This window comes from Amycolatopsis sp. NPDC104819 (assembly GCF_055583145.1).
This window is the reverse complement of sequence record NZ_JBVJON010000020.1, coordinates 35,200-54,459: the sequence shown is the minus strand read 5'-3', so window position 1 is coordinate 54,459 and position 19,260 is coordinate 35,200. Positions and strand designations below refer to the sequence as shown.

The window sequence follows — 19,260 nt, the reverse complement described above, 5'->3', positions numbered from 1 at the left end:
AGGGGTGCGAGAGGTTGCGCGCCGGGGGCTCTTGTGGAGCTATCGTCCGGCGCGCTCGATGATAATGATCGCGAAGCTGGTCACGGTCGCATCATGCCACAGGGTTTTGGCGAAAGTCCACAACCTGGGTCAAGCTCCCACCATCCGGGAAAGCCCCCCGGCTGCGTCGCGCCACAGACGTAATGAATGACTCATTCACTACGTCCGACGAGATGAATGAGTCATTCACAACACTGGCGGCGGACGCTCTGCCGCTCCGGCTGCTCCCACACCAGGCGAGGCGAATCAGCCGCCCACACCCCACCGACCCGTCCTGAAGGGGGTTCCTGCGGCCCGGCTTCGGTAAGGCCCCTGCTTTCCCACTTGCGCTGGACCTCCGGCGACCAGACCCCGCCCCACCGACCAGACCCCACCGCACCCTGGGGGCTGACCCCGGTCCAGTCTATCGGCGGTCCCCGACGGAACCGGCCGGAAAGCCGTCGGGCGGCCCGCTTGTCCACATCACGAAGGCACTGTGGACAAGCCACACCGGCCGAGCCGTGCCAGGACAACAAGACAAGAAAGACGCGCGAACGACTCATCCGGCACGTCGGAGGTCCCGACCGAGTCCTTCGCGACCGCTCGCCGGGTCGCATGCGTCCCGAAGGCCGGCACGAAAAAGGCCCCGCGCCGGAGCGCGGGGCCGTTCCGAAGCGAGAATCAGCCGGCAGTACGCACGTTCGACGAAACCAACGCCGCCAGCCGGTCCCCGATCGCCGTTGTCGCTCCCGGCGAAGCCTGGTCCCGCGTCGCCAGGTCGAACGCCACCGAAGCCTCGATCCGCCGCGCCGCTTCCTTCTGGCCGAGGTGGTCCAGCAGGAGCGCCACCGACAGCACCGCCGCCGTCGGGTCGGCGAGACCCTGGCCCGCGATGTCCGGCGCCGAACCGTGCACCGGCTCGAACATGCTCGGGTTGCGGCGGGTCATGTCCAGGTTGCCGCTCGCCGCCAGGCCGATGCCGCCGGTCACCGCCGCCGCGAGGTCGGTGAGGATGTCGCCGAACAGGTTGTCCGTCACGATCACGTCGAACCGGGACGGGTCGGTCACCAGGTGGATGGTCGCCGCGTCCACATGGGAGTACGCGACCGTCACCTCCGGGTGCTCCAGCGAGACCTCTTCGACGATCCGCGACCACAGCGAGCCGGCGAACGACAGCACGTTGGTCTTGTGCACCAGCGTCAGGTGCTTGCGCGGGCGGGCCTCGGCCCGGGCGAACGCGTCGGCGACCACGCGCCGGACGCCGTACGCGGTGTTGGTGCTGACCTCCGTCGCGATCTCGTGCTCGGTGTCCTTGCGGATCAGGCCACCAGTGCCCGCGTACGGGCCTTCGGTGCCTTCGCGCACCACGACCATGTCGACGTCGCCCGCGTCGGCCAGCGGCCCCCGGACACCCGGGTACAGCCGCGCCGGGCGCAGGTTGACGTGGTGGTCCATCTCGAAGCGCAGGCGCAGCAGCAGGCCGCGCTCCAGGATTCCGCTCGGCACCGTCGGGTCGCCGACCGCGCCCAGCAGGATCGCGTCGTGCTGGCGGAGTTCGCCGAGCACCGACTCCGGGAGCAGCTCACCGGTCGCGTGCCACCGCGCGGCGCCGAGGTCGTAGTTCGTGATCTCCGCCGTCGGTACTACCTCGCCGAGCACCTTCAGCGCCTCGGAGACCACCTCGGGCCCGATCCCGTCACCTGGGATCACCGCGAGCCGCATCCACACACCTCCGTCGACGAGGCCACCGGATGCACCGATGGCCCACCGCAACAAAACGCCAGCAGCCGGAAGGTTACCGGCCGTAGACAAACCGCCGTAGCCGCACCACCCTTATGCCGCATCCTCCCGCAGGGTGAGACACCCGTTCGGGTGAACAACGAGGCGGGCGCCCCCGGCGGAAAACCACCGGGGACGCCCTGTTCCTGCATCAATCGATCTTGCCGGGGACTAGCGGCGACCAGCCCCGATCGGCTGACGGGCGGTGGCCGCGGCCGCGTCCACCTTGACCACGTTCGCCCGGTTCCCCGCGGCGTTGTGGTGCTCGATGGCGAGCAGCCCGAGCGCCTTGTCCGCCGCGGCCGACTCCGCGTTGCGGGTGACGACCAGCGCCGTGCCCGGCTTCGCGACGTAGCCCAGCGCGGCGTCACCGCCGCCCTGCACCGCATAACCCGGCGCGAGCGCGTCGAACGAAAGCGGCGTGCCGACGTAGTCGATCAGCCCGTTCGTCGTGCCCGGAGCGACGTAGAAGCCGCTGACGCCCACCGTGTAGGAGATGCGGTGGCTGTCGGCGTTCGCGTCGATGCCCAAGGCGGACAGCGAAACCGGCAGCGTCAGCACGTTCGTGTCGAACACGTTCGTGTCGACGTCGCCGAGCTGCCCGTTGACGGCCTGGACGTCGACCTGCGGGAAGCCCGGGGTCAGCGCGACCGTGACGGCCAGCAGGACGTCGGTCGCCGTCGCCTTGGTCACGTAGGTCTCGAAGTCCGGCTGCCCGTCCCCGGTGGTGTCGATGTCGACGAACGGCGAGGTGTTGCTGCCGATGTTCGCCCAGTCGCCCCAGGTGGACAGGCCGAACGCGAGGACCGCGTTCTCCGGCTCGCCCTGCGCCTTCGCCAGCGGCGCGGTGGAAGCCGCGCCGACGTACCGGAGGTCGCCGCCCTTGGCCGTCTTGTTCACCGTGCAGTCGGTGACGACGTCCGCGTCGCACTCGGGCAGCTGCGGGGACTCCGCCTGCAGCTCGAGCACGCTGATCAGCGAGCGGTAGCGCTGCGCGCCGCTGCCCTGGTCGACACCCTTGCCGGTCAGGTTCAGCACGGCCTGGGTGGCGTCCGGGCCGAACTTCACCGACTGCGGCGTCGAAATCGTCGACACCGGCTTGGGCGCGGCGTACACCGAAACCCGCAGCGGCACCTTGGCCCCGCTCTTCGGGGTGAAGGCGACGCGGCCGGAAGCGTCGGCGACGAACTGCCGCGCCAGGCCGGCCTGGGTGGCCTGCATGGTCGGGTCCATGACCTTGCGCAGGGCCTTCGGGTCGGCGATCTTCAGCGTCACCTTGACCTTGGCGGTGCCGCGCGGCGAGAGCTTCACCGACGGCGTGTCCACTGTGTACTCGACACCCGGCAGCGCGTTGACCGCCTGGTACGCCACGGTGTACTCGGCGGGCGTGACACCCTTGTTGACCAGCTTGATCGTCTTCGACAGTGTCACCGGCCCGGCCGCCTCGACGGTCCCGAAGCTGACGCTCACCGCGCCCGGGTCGTCCTGGACGTAGGCGAGCACCTGGTTGTCCAGCGCCGCCTTGGCGTCGATCCGGCCGCTGCCGACGCGCTGCGGCGCGAAGGTGTGGCCTGCGCCGTCGGAGACGTCGTGGCCGGCGGTGTCGATGACCGAGGCCTTGACCTCCTCGACCGACCAGTCCGGGTGGGACTGGCGGACCAGCGCGGTGATGCCCGCGGTGTGCGGGGCGGCCATCGACGTGCCGCTCAGGACTGTCCGGCCGTTGCCGCTGCCGCGGAACGCCGAGGTGATCGTGTCACCCGGCGCGGCGACGTCCGGCTTGAGCGCCGGGCCGCGGGTGCCGCGCGAGGTGAACGAGCTCGGGGTGTCCACGATGGTCTTGTCGTAGGTCTGGATCGAGGCGCGCCCGGCGCCGTAGAGCCGGAGCTGCAGCGTGCCCGCGGTCAGCGCCGCGCGCAGCGTCTTGGTCGCGGACCCGGTGAACTGGAACATCGGGATCGCCGCGTTGCCCGCGATGCCCGCGCTGAAGTGCTCCAAAGTGGACGACAGCAGCGCGCCCTTCGCCCCGGCCGCCTGGGCGTTGTTCGCCCGGGCCGCCGAACCGCAGGCGCGGGTCGAGTCGTTGTCGTCCCACTCCAGCCAGACGAACTTGCCGGCGGCCTTGGCCTTGTCCGCCGCGGAGTACGGCGCGCAGCCGGCGTTGTTCGCCGCCGACAGCGTGACGACCGGAGCGGTCAGGTCCAGCGTGTCGTAGCCGGTGTAGTTCTGGCTGTACTGGCCGGTCTTCTGACCCGCGGCGGTCGCCGGGGCCTTCGCCTCGGCGGCGTCACGCAGGACGCCCGCGTCACGGGTGCTGGCCACGGTCAGCGCCTCGGGCGTGTTGCCCGGCGAGCCGGCGATGTCGTTGATGTCGCCGCCGTTGCCCGCGGAGATCACCGGCAGCACGTTGTTCGCGGCGAGCTTGCGCACGAACAGCGAGTCCGGGTCGTCCGGGGCGCCGAAGTCGGAGCCCAGCGAGAGGTTGACGATGTCGAGGTGGTCGGTGAAGTCGCCGTCACCGTCCGGGTCGAGGGCCCAGTCCAGGGCCTGCGAGGTGACGTTCGTCGAGCCCGCGCAGCCGAACACCTTGATGGCGTAGAGGAGCGACTTCGGCGCCGTGCCCGGGCCGATCTTCATCGCGTCGACCTTCTTGGCGTCCAGCTTCTGGTAGTCGCCCTTGAAGGTCTTGCCGTCGGCGGTGACGCCGAAGCCGCCGATGGTGCCGGCGACGTGCGTGCCGTGCTCACCGCAGGCGAGCGGGTTCGGGTCCGGCTTCGGGGTGGTCTTGCCCGGCGTCGCGGCGTCGTAGTCGTTGCCGACGAGGTCGGTGCCGCCGACCACCTTCGCGCTCGGGAAGAGCGGCGTCGGCTTGGTGCTGTCGACGCCCTTGTACGCGGCCTGCGTGCCGGGGCCGCCGAAGTCGGCGTGGGTGTAATCGATGCCGTCGTCGATGACGCCGACGCGGACGTTGTCGCCGAACTTGCCGGTCTGCTGCCAGGCCGCGAGCGTGTTCGTCAGCTGCTCGGCGCTGGCGTTGGTGCGGGTCTTCGGCACGACCGTGCGCACCGAAACGACGTCCGCGCGCTTCGCGACTTCACGCAGCTTCGCGGCGTCGGCGGTGACGACCACACCGGGGACGGCGTTGGCGGTCTGGGTGACGACCTGCGGCTGGGCGTCGGCCGAGCGCAGCTGGCCGAGCACCGAGTTCACCGCCGCCGTCGTGTCGTTCTTGGCGGCGCGGGCGGCCCGCTTCGCCTGTTCCTTGCCCTGCGGCTGCGCGGCGGTGAACGCGTCGACGGCGGGCTTCTTCGCCAGCTCGACGAACGCGGTCACGCGGCCCTGTGCGGCGCCCAGGCGCGGGGAAAGCTTGCTCTGCAGTTTCGCGTCGTCGATCTTCGCCGGTGCGACGCCGTCCGCGAGCGGCGCGTCTGCGGCGCTCGCGACCGGCGCGCCCAGCGCGGCGGCCAGCACGACGGCGAAGAACGCCGTCGTGACCCGAGCGGGTAAGCGGGATCTGCTCATGGGTCGTCCCCTTACTCGAGGTCTGGACCCGAACCTGCCTGCCGCTCCTGGCACCCCCGACGGTGAAGCACGGCAACCGCGCCGTGCCCTCGACGGCGCGTGGTTCGACCTCGCGGGGAGAACCTAATGCCCCAAATCACCTACTTACGTAGGCAAAGGACTCCGTTATGTGAATGTGATTGCCCGGTGAAGGCCCCTTCGGGGTGAAGGGGCCTTCACCGTTTCGGGTCAGTTGAAGTCGACGGCGCGGATCGTGTGCGCGCCCACCGAGGCGCCGATCGGCTCCAGCAGGTGCGCGTCGATGTGGCGGTCGACGCGCAGCAGCATGACCGCGTCGGAGCCGTCGGTGGTCTGGCTGATCTGCGCGGCCTCGATGTTGATGCCGGCCTCGCCGAGCAGCGTGCCGACGCGGCCCATCACACCCGGGCGGTCCGGGTACTCGACCAGCAGCACGGTGCCCTCGGCGCGCAGGTCGAACCCGCGGCCGTTGACCTCGACGAGCTTCTCGACCTCGTCCAGGCCGGTGCACGAACCGGAGACCGTCAGCACCTGGCCGTCGGCGTGCACCGCGCGGACGGTGACCAGGCTGCGGAACTTGGGACTCTCCGACTCGGTGGTCAGCTGCACCTGGACACCGAGCTTCTCGGCGAGCTGGGGCGCGTTCACGAACGTGACCTGGTCCTCGACCACGCCGGTGAAGACCCCGCGCAGCGCCGCGAGCTGCAGCACGCCGGTGTCCTCGGCCGAGATCTCGCCCTTGACCACGACGTCGACCGTGCTCGGCGCCTTCGGGTTCAGCGCGGTGAGCAGCATGCCGAGCTTCTGCACCAGCGACAGGTACGGCCGGACGTGCTCGCCGACGGCGCCGCCGCCGGAGACGTTCACCGCGTCCGGCACGAAGTCGCCGCGCAGGGCCAGCAGCACCGACCTCGCGACGTCGGTGCCCGCGCGGTCCTGCGCCTCGGCGGTGGACGCGCCCAGGTGCGGCGTCACGACGACGTTCTCCAGCTCGAACAGCGGGCTGGCGGTGGTCGGCTCGGTGACGAAGACGTCAACACCGGCGCCGCCGACGTGACCGGCGCGCAGCGCGTCGGCCAGGTCCTGCTCGACGATCAGCCCGCCGCGGGCGGCATTCACGATGATGACGCCCGGCTTGGTCTTCTTCAGCGCCTCGGCGTCGATGAGGCCCTTGGTCTCCGGCGTCTTCGGCAGGTGGATGGAGATGGCGTCGGCGCGGGTCAGCAGCTCGTCGAGGGTGACGAGCTCGATGCCCAGCTGCGCGGCGCGCGCGGCCGAGACGTAGGGGTCGTAGGCGATCAGCTTCGTGTCGAACGCGGCGAGGCGCTGCGCGAACAGCTGGCCGATCTTGCCCAGGCCGACCACGCCGACGGTCTTGCCCTGCAGCTCGACCCCCGAGAAGGAGCTGCGCTTCCACTCGCCACCGCGGAGGCTCTGGTCGGCGGCCGGGACCCGGCGCGCGACCGCCAGCAGCAGCGCGACAGCGTGCTCGGCGGCGGAGACGATGTTCGACGTCGGGGCGTTCACGACGAGGACACCGCGCTCGGTGGCGGCGGGGACCTCGACGTTGTCCAGGCCGACCCCGGCGCGGGCGACGACCTTGAGCTGCGTGGTGGCGCCGAGGACCTCGGCGTCGACCTTGGTGGCGGACCGGACCAGCAGCGCGTCGGCGCTCTTCACCGCCTCCAGCAGCGCGGATCGGTCCGTGCCGTCGACGTGCCGGACCTCCACCTCGTCACCGAACACACTCAGCACGGAGGGGGCGAGCTTTTCCGCGATGAGGACGACGGGCTTGCTGGGCTTGCTCACGATGCGGCTCCCACTATCTGGTCACTTCCAGGACGCTGTGTGTCGACAGACGGAATCAGCACGTCGTTGTGCCCCGGTCGAGGCGGAGTTTAACCCGCTGGACCGCCCCCTGGCTTCCCATGGTGTTAACTCGCTCGTAATCCCTCGAAAACAAGAGCCAGCAGGCGCTGCATGCCTTCCTCGCCGGGCAGGTGCGCGCCCGCCCAGGAAGCCGCGTGGAGCAACAGAAGCAGCTCGTTCGTCGTGACGTCCTCGCGCAGCTCGCCCGCCCGCTTCGCACGTTCCACTAGATGGGAACCGGCCTCGCGCATTGTGTGGCACGAAGCGTACAAGCGTGACGTTTCGTCGTTCAGCGCGTCGGCGGTCAGTTCGACCAGGCCGCGGAAGGTCCCGGTGGTGTCCCCCAGGCCGGCCAGCCAGGTCTGGAGCGCACGCAACGGCTCGGGGTGGGTGAGCAGCTCGCGCGCCCGCTCGGCCTGGCCGTCGAACCGGGCCCGCAGCAGCGTTTCGAGCAGGGCCTCGCGGGTCGGGAAGTGGCGGTAGAGCGTGCCGATGCCGACCCCGGCGCGGCGCGCGATGTCTTCCAGGGACGCCTCGACGCCGTGTTCGGCGAAGGCGCGCTGGGCCTCTTCCAGGAGGCGCTCGTAGTTGCGGCGGGCGTCCGCGCGCATCGGCTTGACTTCGGTCATCGCCCTTCCGACCCTACCGGGTAGCCAATCGGAGGCTGCCTCCGTATATTAAGCGGAGGCAGCCTCACATTACTGGAGGGACGAGGATGACCCTGGTCGAAGACACCCGCGCCCGGCTCGGCGCGATCGGCGCCTGGCTTCCGAACGCACCCCTGAACACCCCCGCGGACGTCGAGCGCGCGGCCACCCGGCGGCTGGCCGGGCTCGGCTACCGCTCGGTCTGGAGCGGCGAAGGACCGGGCGGGCGCGAAGTGTTCGCGGCGTTCGGCGACCTGCTCGCGTCGGTGCCGGACGTCGTGCTCGGCACCGGCATCGCCAACGTCTGGGCACGGCCCGGGGTGACCGCCGAAAAGGGCGGCGCCACCCTCGCCCAGGCCCACCCCGGCCGGTTCGTGCTCGGGGTCGGCGTCGGGCACGCGTTCCAGGCGGCGAAGCGCGGCGAGGAGTACCGGCCGATCGACCGGATGCGCGCCTACCTGTCCGAAATGGACACCGCCGCGGACGAAAACCCGTCCACGGTGGCGTTTCCGCGCGTGCTGGCCGCCGTCGGGCCGAAGATGCTGGAGCTGTCGCGCGACCACGCCGACGGCGCGCACCCGTTCGCCCAGCCCGTCGGGCACACGCCGTACGCCCGGGAGGTCCTCGGGCCGGACAAGCTGCTGATCCCCCAGCAGACGGTGCTGCTCGGCACCCGCGAGGACGCGCGGGAGAGCGTGCGGCGGCGGGTGGCGCAGTCGCGCGAGTACGCCGTCACGGCCTACCTCGCGGGCTGGAAACGGCTCGGTTACACCGAATCCGACATCGGCGGGCCGAGCGACCGGTTCGTCGACGACCTCGTGCTCTGGGGTGACGGCGGAACCATCGCGAAGCGCCTGGACGAGCTGCTCGACGCGGGCGCGGACCACGTGCTCCTGACGCCGTCCGCGGCCACCTTCGAGTCCACTGTGGACATCCTGGCCGAGCTCGCCCCGGCGGTGCTCCGATGAGCGTCGGGATCTGGCGGTTCTTCGACGGCGCGCCGGTCTCCGAGGTGCGCGAGACAGCCGTGGAGCTCGAAGAGCTGGGCTTCGACGCCGTCTGGTTCGGCGAGTACGCCGGCCGGGAGGCGTTCACGCAAGCGGCGCTGCTGCTCGCGGCGACGTCACGGCTCACGGTGGCGACCGGGGTCGCGCGGTTCGACCAGCGTTCGCCGCTCGCCGCGGAAGGCGCGATCCGGGCCCTGGGCGAGGCCTACCCGGGCCGGTTCGTCGCCGGGCTGGGCGGACACCGGCCGGGCGCGCGGCCGCTGACGGCGTTGCGCGAGTACCTGGCCGGGATGGACGCGGCGGAGCTGCCCGGCCTGCCACCGCCGTCCCCACGCCCGCTGAGGGTGCTCGCGGCGCTGGGCCCGAAGCTGCTGGACCTGGCGGCCGAACGCGCCGACGGCGCCCATCCGTACTTCGTCCCGCCGGAGCACACGGCGATGGCGCGCGAACGGCTCGGCCCGGGCAAGTACCTGGCCGTCGAGCAGGCGGTGCTCCTGGACGCCGCGCCGGACGTCGCCCGAGAGCACGTCGCCGGGTACGTGACGCTGGCGGAGCACCACCGCACGAACCTGCGCCGGCTCGGCTTCACCGACGACGACCTCGCCGGCGGCGGCAGCGACCGTATGGTCGACGCGATCGTCGCGACGGGCGAGCAAGCGGCGGCCGACCGGATCCGGGCCCACCTCGACGCGGGCGCCGACCACGTCTGCGTCCAGATCCTGAACCCCGCGAAGGACTCCTACCGCAGGCTGGCCGCCCTGCGGCCGTGACCGAGGTAGGCTGGCGGGGCGCGGTGAGGGCCGCGCCCCGTCCGCGGAAAGGGCCGAGCCCACCCCCGCTCCACCGCACCACCAGCTCCGCACCTTCTTTCCTGCCCGGTGCCGGCGGACCACGGGCGACGAGGGAAGGAAGGCACGATGGGCACGCTGCCCGCCCAACCCAGCCTGGACCAGCTGCGCAAACGCGCGAAGGACCTCGCACGCGCCGAAGGCGTCAAACTCTCCGAAGCACAGTTCCGGATCGCGCGGGACCACGGCTTCCCGAGCTGGCCGAAGCTGCAGGCGTACGTCCGGCGCGTCACCGAGCACGGCGAAACGCTGCAGCACCCGTACCACCAGGACGTCCACTACTACGCCGAGCGCGCGCTCGGCCTGCTCGCCTCGGCCGAGGACGAGACGCCCGGCGCTCGCGAGCCGTTCGAGCGCTGGGCGCAGCCGTTCACCCAGGCCGGCGCCTTCACGGTCGTCGCGCGTGAACACGGTTTTGGCTCCTGGCGCGCACTCCAGAACCACATCAAGTCCCTTGTGGACAGTGGGGAGCCGTTCGCCCGGGCCTACCGCGCGGTCGAAGCGCGGGATCCCGAGGCGCTGGAGGCGCTCCTGACGGAGTTCCCCGGGCTGGTCACCGCCCGCGGCACCAACGGGAACGACCTGCTCGGCATGGCCGGGGCGACCCACGACGAGCGGCTCAGCCGGATCCTGCTCGACCACGGCGCCGACCCGGCACACGGCAACGTCCACGGCTGGACGCCGCTGCACCAAGCCGCGTACGCCAACCTCCCGCTCCTGCTGGACATGCTCCTCGACGCGGGCGCTCCGGTCGACGTCTCCGCACGCGGTGACGGCGGCACTCCCCTGGTCGTCGCGCTGTTCTGGGGGCACCGCGAGGCCGCCGAAAAGCTGGCGCCCCACAGCCGGGCGCCCGGCAACCTGCGCGTCGCGGCCGGACTCGGCGACGCGGACCTCCTCGACGAGCTCCTACGACCGAACCATCCCGCCGCGGGCGCCCATCGCGGGTTCTACCGGCCCCACAGCGGCTTCCCGAAGTGGCAGCCGTCAGACGACCCCGCCGAGGCCAAGAACGAAGCCCTGGCCTGGGCCGCCCGGAACAACCGCGCCGAAGCACTCCGCACGCTCGTCGCCCGGGGTGCTGACGTGGACGCCGACGCCTACCGCGGCACGGCCCTGACCTGGGCGGCCGCGACCGGGCGGGTCGCCGCCATCCGGACTTTGCTCGAGCTCGGCGCCGCCGTGAACCACGTCGGCACCTTCGGCGGCCCGAACCACGGCGAAGGCGTCACGGCCCTGCATCTCGCCGCGCAGTCCGGGCACCTGGACGCGATCCGCGTCCTCGTCGAGCACGGCGCCGACCTGCGGGCCCGGGACGCGCTCTTCGACAGCACTCCGAAGAAGTGGGCCGAAGTGTGCGAGCAGCCGGCCGCGCACGACCTCCTGCGCACCCTGTAGACAACCGGAGTCTGTAGTCCGTATCTTCGGAGACGGACTACAGACTCCGTTTTGCCCCCTGGGAGGACCCATGACCAGCCCTCGCGACGTCTTCGACGCCCTGTCCGACGGCATCAGCGAAGGACGCTTCGCCGAGCTGTCCGCGCTCTACGCCGGGGACACCGTCGTCGAGCACCCCCAGGCCGTCCCGCGACCGACGCGCCTCGACGGCCGCGCGGCCGTCCACGAGCGGTTCGTCGGCACCCTCGCCGCGTCCGTCCGGCTCAAGCGCAAGAACGTGGTCGTCCACGAGACCACGGACCCCGAGGTGATCGTCGCGGAATACGACTACGACGCCGAGTCCGTCGAATCCGGCCGGACGACCACAACGGCCAACATCCAGGTGCTGCGCGTCCGCGACGGCCTGATCGTCCATTCCCGCGACTACCACGACTACCTGCGGCTGGCCGTGCTCAACGACGGCGTCGACCAGCTGGTGAAGGCGTACGAACAGGCGCCGCCGCGGGAGCTGTCACCGGTCACGCCGGAGAGCGCGGACACGGTGTTCGAGAAGCTGGTGCACGGCGTGGCCGGCGGCCGCTGGGACGAGCTCCCGGACCTGTACGCGGAGAAAACACACGTGACGCACCCGTTCCTGCCGGGATCGGCCGTGGTGCGGACGCGGGACGAGCTGCGCGAGCACTTCGCGGCGGGCAAGACGCTGAACCCCCGGTTCGCGGTCGCGGACCTGGTCACCTACCAGGGCGCCGATCCGGAGGTGCTGATCGGCGAGTTCGCCTACCAGGGCGAATACGCCGGGAAGCCGGTGCGGATCGCCAACATCTTCTCGATGCGCGTGCGCGACGGCCTGGTCGTCGAGTCCCGTGACTACGGCGACCACCTCGGCATCGCCGGAGACCTCGGCCAGATCCCCGGGCTGGCGGCGAAGGTCTAGGCCTCCGCGAGGTCTTCGGGCAGGTCGAACTCGCCGTCGCGGACGCCCTTCACGAACGCGTCCCACTCCCCCGGCGTGAAGACGAGGATGACGCCGTCCGGCTTCGACGACTGCCGCATCGCGGTGTAGGTGACACCGTCGGTGTGCTCGATGAAGGCGTACTCGACGCAGTCGTCGAGGGTGACCCCCTCGGGCTCGGCCCGGATCCACTCGGCCTGGGTGAAGTCCAGGTGGTGCCGGATGTGCGCCTTGTCGTCGACCGGCTGCTCACTCATGTCGCAAGCGTAGCGAAACGGCCACCGAAAGCACTGAAGGGGACGCCCGGAGCGGGCGTCCCCTTCAGCGTCTTGCGAAAAAAGACTCAGGCGGTCTCGGTGATCGGCCGGTCCACCCACGACATCAGGTCGCGCAGCTTCTTGCCGGTCGCCTCGATCGGGTGCTGGTTGCCCTGCTCCTCGAGCTTGGTGAAGTTCGGCCGGCCGGCCTCGTCCTCGGCGACCCACTCGCGGGCGAACGTGCCGTCCTGGATCTCGCCGAGAATCTTCTTCATCTCTTCCTTGACCGCCGGCGAGATGACGCGCGGGCCGCGGGTCAGGTCGCCGTACTCGGCGGTGTCGGAGATCGAGTAGCGCTGGCGCGCGATGCCGCCCTCGTACATGAGGTCGACGATCAGCTTCAGCTCGTGCAGCACCTCGAAGTAGGCGATCTCCGGGGCGTAGCCGGCCTCGGTGAGCACCTCGAACCCGGTCTGCACCAGCGCGGACGCGCCACCGCAGAGCACGGCCTGCTCGCCGAAGAGGTCGGTCTCGGTCTCTTCGGTGAAGGTCGTCTTGATGACACCCGCACGCGCGCCACCGATGGCGGCGGCGTAGGAGAGGGCGAGCGCCTGGGCGTTGCCGGAGGCGTCCTGCTCGACCGCGATGAGCGCCGGGACGCCCTTGCCGTCGACGAACTGACGGCGGACCAGGTGGCCCGGGCCCTTCGGCGCGACCATCGCGACGTCGACGTTGGCCGGCGGCTTGATCAGGTCGTAGCGGATGTTGAAGCCGTGCCCGAAGAAGATCGCGTCGCCGTCCTTGAGGTTCGGCGCGATGTCCTGCTCGTAGATGAAGCGCTGCTTCGTGTCCGGCGCCAGGATCATGATCAGGTCGGCTTCGGCCGACGCCTCGGCCGGGGTGAGCACACGCAGGCCCTGCTCCTCGGCCTTCGCCCGCGACTTGGACCCCTCGGGCAGGCCGATGCGGACGTCGACGCCGGAGTCGCGCAGGCTCAGCGAGTGGGCGTGGCCCTGGCTGCCGTAGCCGATGACAGCGACCTTGCGCCCCTGGATGATCGAGAGGTCGGCGTCGTCGTCGTAGAAGATTTCCACTGCCATGGGGGTTACTGCTTCCTTTCCTGACTTACTTCTTTAACGCGGTGATGTGGCGGTGATGGAACGGGCGCCCCGCCCCACCGCGACCATGCCTGACTGCACCAGCTCGCGGATGCCATACGGCTCCAGCATCCGCAGCAGCGCACCGATCTTGTCGGACGTCCCGGTGGCCTCGACGGTGAGTGCCTCCGGAGAGACGTCCACCACCTTGGCCCGGAAGAGCTGGACGGTTTCGAGGACCTGGCTGCGCACGGTGTTGTCGGCGCGAACCTTCACGAGCAGCAGTTCGCGCTGCACGGCGGTCGACTGCTCCAGCTCGACGATCTTGATCACGTTGACCAGCTTGTTGAGCTGTTTGGTCACCTGCTCGAGCGGTAGCTCTTCCACGGCGACCACGATCGTCATGCGGGACACCTCGGGGTTTTCCGTGGGCCCGACGGCAAGGGACTCGATGTTGAAACCGCGGCGGGAGAACAGGCCCGAGACGCGCGCGAGCACACCCGGCTTGTTCTCGACCAGGACACTCAGCGTGTGGACGCTCATCTCAGCGCTCACCTTCCCCAGCGGCTTCCGCGGCGGCCTCGGTCGTCTCGACCGAAACCTCGTCGTCGTCGAACAGCGGCCGGATGCCCCGGACCGCCATGATCTCGTCGTTGCCGGTGCCGGCGGCGACCATCGGCCACACCTGGGCATCCTTCCCGACGACGAAGTCGATCACGACGGGACGGTCGTTGATCTCCATCGCGCGGCGGATGGTGGCGTCGACGTCTTCCTTCGTCTCGCAGCGCAGGCCGGCGCAGCCCAGCGCCTCGGCCAGCAGGACGAAGTCCGGGATGCGGTGCTTGTGCGTGCCGAGGTCGGTGTTGGAGTACCGCTCCGAGTAGAAGAGGTTCTGCCACTGCCGGACCATGCCCAGGTTGCCGTTGTTGATGACGGCGACCTTGATCGGCGCGCCCTCGATGGCGCAGGTGGCCAGCTCCTGGTTGGTCATCTGGAAGCAGCCGTCACCGTCGATCGCCCACACCGGGGTGTCCGGGACGCCGAACTGCGCGCCCATCGCGGCCGGCACGGCGAAGCCCATGGTGCCGAGACCGCCGGAGTTGATCCAGGTGCGCGGGTTCTCGTACTTGACGAACTGCGCGGCCCACATCTGGTGCTGGCCGACCCCGGCGGCGTACACCGCGTCCGGCCCGACGAGCTCGCCGATCCGCTCGATGACGTACTGCGGCGACAGCGAACCGTCGTCCGGCCACTCGTAACCGGCCGGGTAGGTCTCGCGCCAGTCGTCGGCCTGGGTCCACCAGTCGGTGAGGTCCGGCTTGCCGCCGTGCTCGAACTCCGTCTTCACGGCGGTGATCAGCTCGCCGATGATCTCCTTGCAGTCGCCCACGATCGGGACGTCCGCCTTGCGGTTCTTGGAGATCTCGGCCGGGTCGATGTCGGCGTGCACGATCGCGGCGTCCGGCGCGAAGGACGACAGCTGCCCGGTGACGCGGTCGTCGAACCGGGCGCCGAGGGCGATCAGCAGGTCGGCGCGCTGCATCGCGGCGACGGCGGCGACCGAGCCGTGCATGCCCGGCATGCCGAGGTGCTGCGGGTGCGAGTCGGGGAACGCGCCGCGCGCCATCAGCGTGGTGACGACAGGGATGTTCGTCAGCTCGGCGAGCTGCTTCAGCTGCTCGTGCGCCTCCGCCTTGATGACGCCGCCGCCGACATACAGCACCGGGCGACGCGACTTCGCGACGAGCTTCGCGGCTTCGCGGACCTGCTTGCCGTGCGGGCGCAGCGTGGGGCGGTAGCCCGGCAGCCGCAGCTCGGTCGGCCAGGAGAACGACGTCATCTCCTGCAGCACGTCCTTGGGGATGTCCACCAGGACCGGGCCGGGTCGGCCCGTGGACGCCAGGTGGAACGCCTCGGCGATGGTCCGCGGGATCTCCGCGGGGTCCGTGACGAGGAAGTTGTGCTTGGTGATCGGCATGGTGATGCCGCAGATGTCGGCTTCCTGGAACGCGTCGGTGCCGATCAGCGCCCGGCTCTGCTGGCCGGTGATGGCCACGACCGGGACGGAGTCCATGTTCGCGTCGGCGAGCGGGGTGACCAGGTTGGTCGCGCCGGGGCCCGACGTCGCCATGCAGACGCCGACCTTGCCGGTGGCCTGCGCGTACCCGGTGGCCGCGTGGCCCGCGCCCTGCTCGTGGCGGACCAGGACGTGGCGGACCTTCGTCGAGTCCAGCAGCGGGTCGTAGGCCGGCAGGATCGTGCCGCCCGGAATGCCGAAGACCACCTCGGCGCCGACCGCCTCGAGCGAACGCACGAGCGACTGGGCGCCGGTGACGCGCACCGGGGTTCCCGCCGGTGGCGCCGGCTTCGGACGTGCTCCGGGAGCGCCGGGCGTGGGGCCCGGCTTCGTCGGATTTGTGGCACTGGTCATCGGGTCTGCCTCGTGGGTCTCGGTGTCACTCGTTCGGGTCGGTTTTGTGCGGTGGGGCCAGGAATCTCTTGCCTCGGGCAACAAAAAACCCTCGCCGACCGTAAGGTCGCACGAGGGTCGCGCGTCGACGCAGCGGAAAGTCTTCCCTAAGCGTCGACGCGCTTGGGAAGTACGAGGCCGGTCAGCGGTGTCACGCGGGTGACGCTAGTCCGAAGGTCTCGCGAGTGTCAACTCTGCGGGATGGTGAGTCCGCATGCTGGACACTCGGCCGGCAGACGTCACCCGGGTTCGGGCGGCCCGGAGCGGCGGTGCACCATTTCGGCGTGGCCGAAAAAGAGCAGGACGAAGGCCGGAAGGCCGTCTTCCGCATCCCCCGCACGTCGTACATGGCGATCGCCCTCCTGACGATCTGTGTGACGCCGATCGCTCTCGGGGAGATCCCGTACCTGCAGTGGCTCTACCTCTTCCCGATCGTGCTGCTCGTGTTCGTGATCCGGACGCGCACCATCGCGAACCGCGAAGGCCTGTCGACCCGGACGATGTTCGGCAAGCGCGACGTGCCGTGGTCGGCGCTGAAGGGCCTCGCGATCACCAAGTCGCGTGTCCAGGCGGTGCTGAAGGACGACACGAAGGTGCCGCTGCCGACGGTCCGCACGCGCCACCTGCCGGTGCTGTCGCTGGTCAGCGAAGGGCTGGTGGCCGACCCGAGCGGGCTGCTGGAGCCCGAGGACATCAAGCCCGCGAAGCCGGAGACCTCGCCCAGCGAGTAACTCCGGGCACCCGTGGTCTAAATTGGTAGGACCAGTTTCGCCGGAGTGTCCCGAACCTCCGCCTGGCCCACCATCCGACCTGGGAGTTCGCCGTGCCGCCTCTCCGTTCCCGGACCACCACCCACGGCCGCAACGCGGCGGGCGCCCGCTCGCTCTGGCGCGCCACCGGCATGACCGACAGCGACTTCGGCAAGCCGATCGTCGCGATCGCCAACTCCTACACGCAGTTCGTGCCCGGCCACGTGCACCTCAAGGACCTCGGCGAGATCGTCGCCGGCGCGGTCAAGGAAGCCGGCGGTGTCGCGCGCGAGTTCCACACGATCGCCGTCGACGACGGCATCGCCATGGGCCACTCCGGCATGCTCTACTCGCTGCCCTCGCGCGAGATCATCGCCGACTCGGTCGAGTACATGGTCAACGCGCACCAAGCCGACGCCCTGGTCTGCATCTCCAACTGCGACAAGATCACCCCGGGCATGCTCAACGCCGCGATGCGGCTGAACATCCCGGTCGTGTTCGTCTCCGGCGGCCCGATGGAGGCCGGCAAGGCCGTGGTCGTGGGCGGCGTCGCGCAGGCCCCGACCGACCTGATCACCGCGATCGCGGCGTCGGCCAGCCCCGACGTCGACGAGGACGGTCTGTCGATCGTCGAGCGCTCGGCGTGTCCGACGTGCGGGTCGTGCTCCGGCATGTTCACCGCGAACTCGATGAACTGCCTCACCGAGGCGCTCGGGCTTTCCCTGCCGGGCAACGGCTCCACGCTGGCGACGCACGCCGCGCGCCGCGCGCTGTTCGAGGAGGCCGGGCGCACGGTCGTCGAGCTGTGCCGCAAGTGGTACGAGCAGGACGACGACTCGGTGCTGCCGCGCTCGATCGCGTCGAAGGCGGCGTTCGAGAACGCGATGGCCCTCGACATGGCCATGGGCGGCTCGACGAACACCGTGCTGCACATCCTCGCCGCCGCGCAGGAGGGCGAGGTCGACTTCACGATCGCCGACATCGACGCGATCGGCCGCCGCGTGCCGTGCCTGTCGAAGGTGGCGCCGAACTCGGACTACCACATGGAAGACGTCCACCGGGCGGGCGGAATCCCGGCCATCCTGGGCGAGCTGTACCGCGGCGGGCTGCTGAACACCGACGTCCGCTCGGTGCACTCCCCCGACATCGACTCCTGGCTTTCCACTTGGGACATCCGGGCCGAGTCGCCTTCTGCTACTGCCCTCGAGCTGTTCCACGCGGCACCGGGCGGCGTCCGCACGACGCAGGCGTTCTCGACGGAGAACCGCTGGTCGTCGCTGGACACGGACGCGGCGGGCGGCTGCATCCGCGACGTCGAGCACGCCTACACAAAGGACGGCGGCCTGGCGATCCTGCGCGGCAACCTCGCCGAGAACGGCGCGGTGATCAAGGCCGCGGGCATCGACGAGGACCTCTGGCACTTCGAGGGCCCGGCGCGGGTGCTGGAGAGCCAGGAGGAGGCCGTGTCGGCGATCCTCAAGAAGGAGATCCAGCCGGGAGAGGTCCTGGTGATCCGCTACGAGGGTCCGGCGGGCGGCCCGGGCATGCAGGAGATGCTGCACCCGACGGCGTTCCTCAAGGGTTCGGGCCTGGGCAAGAAGTGCGCCCTGATCACGGACGGCCGCTTCTCGGGCGGCTCGTCGGGGATCTCGGTCGGCCACATCTCCCCGGAAGCCGCGGCAGGCGGCCTGATCGCCTTGGTGGAGAACGGCGACCGGATCCTGCTGGACATCCACGAGCGCCGCTTGGAGCTGCTGGTCGACCCGGAGATCCTGGCCGAGCGCCGCTCGAAGATGGAGGCCGCGGAGCGCCCGTGGCAGCCGAAGGAGCGCCAGCGCCCGGTGACGGCGGCCCTGCGCGCGTACGCCCGCATGGCAACCTCGGCCGACACGGGTGCGGTCCGCGACGTGAACAAGTAAATCCGGCCCAGGCCGCGAGGGGGACCCCCGGTTTCAACGTTACCGGCAGGCACCGACAGTTTCGGGCCGGGAAACCGGGGTTGTCCCCAGCCTCACCGCGTCAAAACGATGACCACCACCGCGGCCGCCGCGGCGAGCAGCAGCGAAACCAGCCCCAGCGGCAACGGCCGTCGTCGCCACGGGGTGTTCCGCTCCAGCGAGATCGGCCCGGCGCCGGTGAACAGCAGGCTCAGCGCCGACGCGCCCAGCAGCAGCTCGAACTCGAACCCCTGCCCCTGCTGCTCGAAGAACCCGCCGTGGAACTTCGCGTAGACGACGTTCGCCGCGACCCCCAGCAGGCCGGCCGCGGCCAGCGGCGTGAAAAGCCCGACGATCACCAGCACCCCGCCGCCGACCTCGGTGACGCCGGCGATCCACGCCAGCAGCGTCGTCTGCTTGTGGTAGCCGAACGTCTCCAGCACCCGCGCGAACCCGCCGATGCCCGGCCCGCCGAACAGGCCGAACAGGTGCTGCAGGCCGTGCGCGCCCATCGTCACGCCGAGCGCCAGCCGCAGGATCAGCAGGCCGAGCCCGAGCCCGCCCTGCCGCGGGCCGTCGTCGGCGCTGTCGTCCTCGACGCCCGACAGCAGGCTGGTGGGCTGCTGCGAAAAATCGTCTCCACTGCTCACGCGCGAAGGGTAGGGGATCCGCACCGGCGTGGCGAGCCGCCG

The 19,260-nt window shown here is 70.6% G+C and carries 15 protein-coding genes; 6 read left to right on the top strand and 9 right to left on the bottom strand.

Going from position 1 to position 19,260, the window contains the following annotated elements:
• Nucleotides 1-699: 699 nt before the first annotated feature.
• The 4 genes from ACZ63E_RS42350 to ACZ63E_RS42335 all read right to left on the bottom strand — a co-directional run bounded on the left by ACZ63E_RS42350 (nt 700) and on the right by ACZ63E_RS42335 (nt 7,835).
• Nucleotides 700-1,740: a 3-isopropylmalate dehydrogenase gene (locus tag ACZ63E_RS42350; protein WP_285484547.1), complete on the bottom strand. Its 1,041-nt coding sequence runs from the start codon at nt 1,738-1,740 to the stop codon at nt 700-702.
• A gap of 228 nt (nt 1,741-1,968) precedes the next feature.
• Nucleotides 1,969-5,319 carry a S8 family serine peptidase gene (locus ACZ63E_RS42345; RefSeq protein WP_465341967.1) on the bottom strand — a complete coding sequence of 1,117 codons (3,351 nt, stop codon included), beginning with the start codon at nt 5,317-5,319 and terminating at the stop codon, nt 1,969-1,971.
• Nucleotides 5,320-5,547: 228 nt separating this feature from the next.
• On the bottom strand, nt 5,548-7,146 hold the full coding sequence (gene serA / locus ACZ63E_RS42340; RefSeq protein WP_465341966.1) for a phosphoglycerate dehydrogenase: 1,599 nt from the start codon (nt 7,144-7,146) through the stop codon (nt 5,548-5,550).
• 125 nt (nt 7,147-7,271) lie between these two features.
• Complete coding sequence (locus tag ACZ63E_RS42335) at nt 7,272-7,835, bottom strand: TetR/AcrR family transcriptional regulator (protein WP_465341965.1); 564 nt, start codon at nt 7,833-7,835, stop codon at nt 7,272-7,274.
• 86 nt (nt 7,836-7,921) lie between these two features.
• On the opposite strand from ACZ63E_RS42335, the gene ACZ63E_RS42330 reads away from it, so the two are divergent.
• From ACZ63E_RS42330 to ACZ63E_RS42315, 4 genes are all read left to right on the top strand, one after another.
• Nucleotides 7,922-8,821, top strand: a complete 900-nt coding sequence (locus tag ACZ63E_RS42330; protein WP_465341964.1) for a TIGR03620 family F420-dependent LLM class oxidoreductase — start codon at nt 7,922-7,924, stop codon at nt 8,819-8,821.
• Entirely contained in the window at nt 8,818-9,630 is an 813-nt protein-coding gene (locus ACZ63E_RS42325) for a TIGR03620 family F420-dependent LLM class oxidoreductase (protein WP_465341963.1), read from the top strand. Before ACZ63E_RS42330 ends, ACZ63E_RS42325 begins: the two co-directional genes overlap by 4 nt.
• Before the next feature lie 147 nt (nt 9,631-9,777).
• Complete coding sequence (locus ACZ63E_RS42320; protein WP_465341962.1) at nt 9,778-11,106, top strand: ankyrin repeat domain-containing protein; 1,329 nt, start codon at nt 9,778-9,780, stop codon at nt 11,104-11,106.
• 70 nt (nt 11,107-11,176) lie between these two features.
• Nucleotides 11,177-12,040, top strand: coding sequence for a nuclear transport factor 2 family protein (locus ACZ63E_RS42315; protein ID WP_465341961.1), 864 nt, complete (start codon nt 11,177-11,179; stop codon nt 12,038-12,040).
• Here the strand turns inward: ACZ63E_RS42315 and ACZ63E_RS42310 are convergent.
• The 4 genes from ACZ63E_RS42310 to ACZ63E_RS42295 form a co-directional block, all read right to left on the bottom strand.
• Nucleotides 12,037-12,315 carry a DUF397 domain-containing protein gene (locus ACZ63E_RS42310; RefSeq protein WP_410671181.1) on the bottom strand — a complete coding sequence of 93 codons (279 nt, stop codon included), beginning with the start codon at nt 12,313-12,315 and terminating at the stop codon, nt 12,037-12,039. The two genes, ACZ63E_RS42315 and ACZ63E_RS42310, sit on opposite strands and share 4 nt — an antisense overlap.
• Nucleotides 12,316-12,401: 86 nt before the next feature.
• Nucleotides 12,402-13,415 carry a ketol-acid reductoisomerase gene (ilvC, locus tag ACZ63E_RS42305; protein WP_013223583.1) on the bottom strand — a complete coding sequence of 338 codons (1,014 nt, stop codon included), beginning with the start codon at nt 13,413-13,415 and terminating at the stop codon, nt 12,402-12,404.
• A gap of 33 nt (nt 13,416-13,448) precedes the next feature.
• Complete coding sequence (gene ilvN, locus ACZ63E_RS42300; protein WP_003080760.1) at nt 13,449-13,955, bottom strand: acetolactate synthase small subunit; 507 nt, start codon at nt 13,953-13,955, stop codon at nt 13,449-13,451.
• Nucleotide 13,956: 1 nt separating this feature from the next.
• Entirely contained in the window at nt 13,957-15,753 is a 1,797-nt protein-coding gene (locus tag ACZ63E_RS42295; protein WP_465341960.1) for an acetolactate synthase large subunit, read from the bottom strand.
• A gap of 413 nt (nt 15,754-16,166) precedes the next feature.
• On the opposite strand from ACZ63E_RS42295, the gene ACZ63E_RS42290 reads away from it, so the two are divergent.
• Nucleotides 16,167-16,613 (top strand): PH domain-containing protein, encoded by a 447-nt coding sequence (locus ACZ63E_RS42290; protein ID WP_465341958.1) that lies wholly within the window; start codon nt 16,167-16,169, stop codon nt 16,611-16,613.
• A gap of 92 nt (nt 16,614-16,705) precedes the next feature.
• Nucleotides 16,706-18,550, top strand: coding sequence for a dihydroxy-acid dehydratase (gene ilvD, locus ACZ63E_RS42285; RefSeq protein ID WP_465341957.1), 1,845 nt, complete (start codon nt 16,706-16,708; stop codon nt 18,548-18,550).
• Nucleotides 18,551-18,642: 92 nt separating this feature from the next.
• Here ilvD and ACZ63E_RS42280 read toward each other — a convergent pair whose 3' ends face one another.
• A complete protein-coding gene (locus tag ACZ63E_RS42280; protein WP_465310259.1) occupies nt 18,643-19,218 on the bottom strand; it encodes a DoxX family membrane protein in 576 nt (191 codons plus the stop codon).
• Between the last annotated feature and the right edge of the window lie 42 nt (nt 19,219-19,260).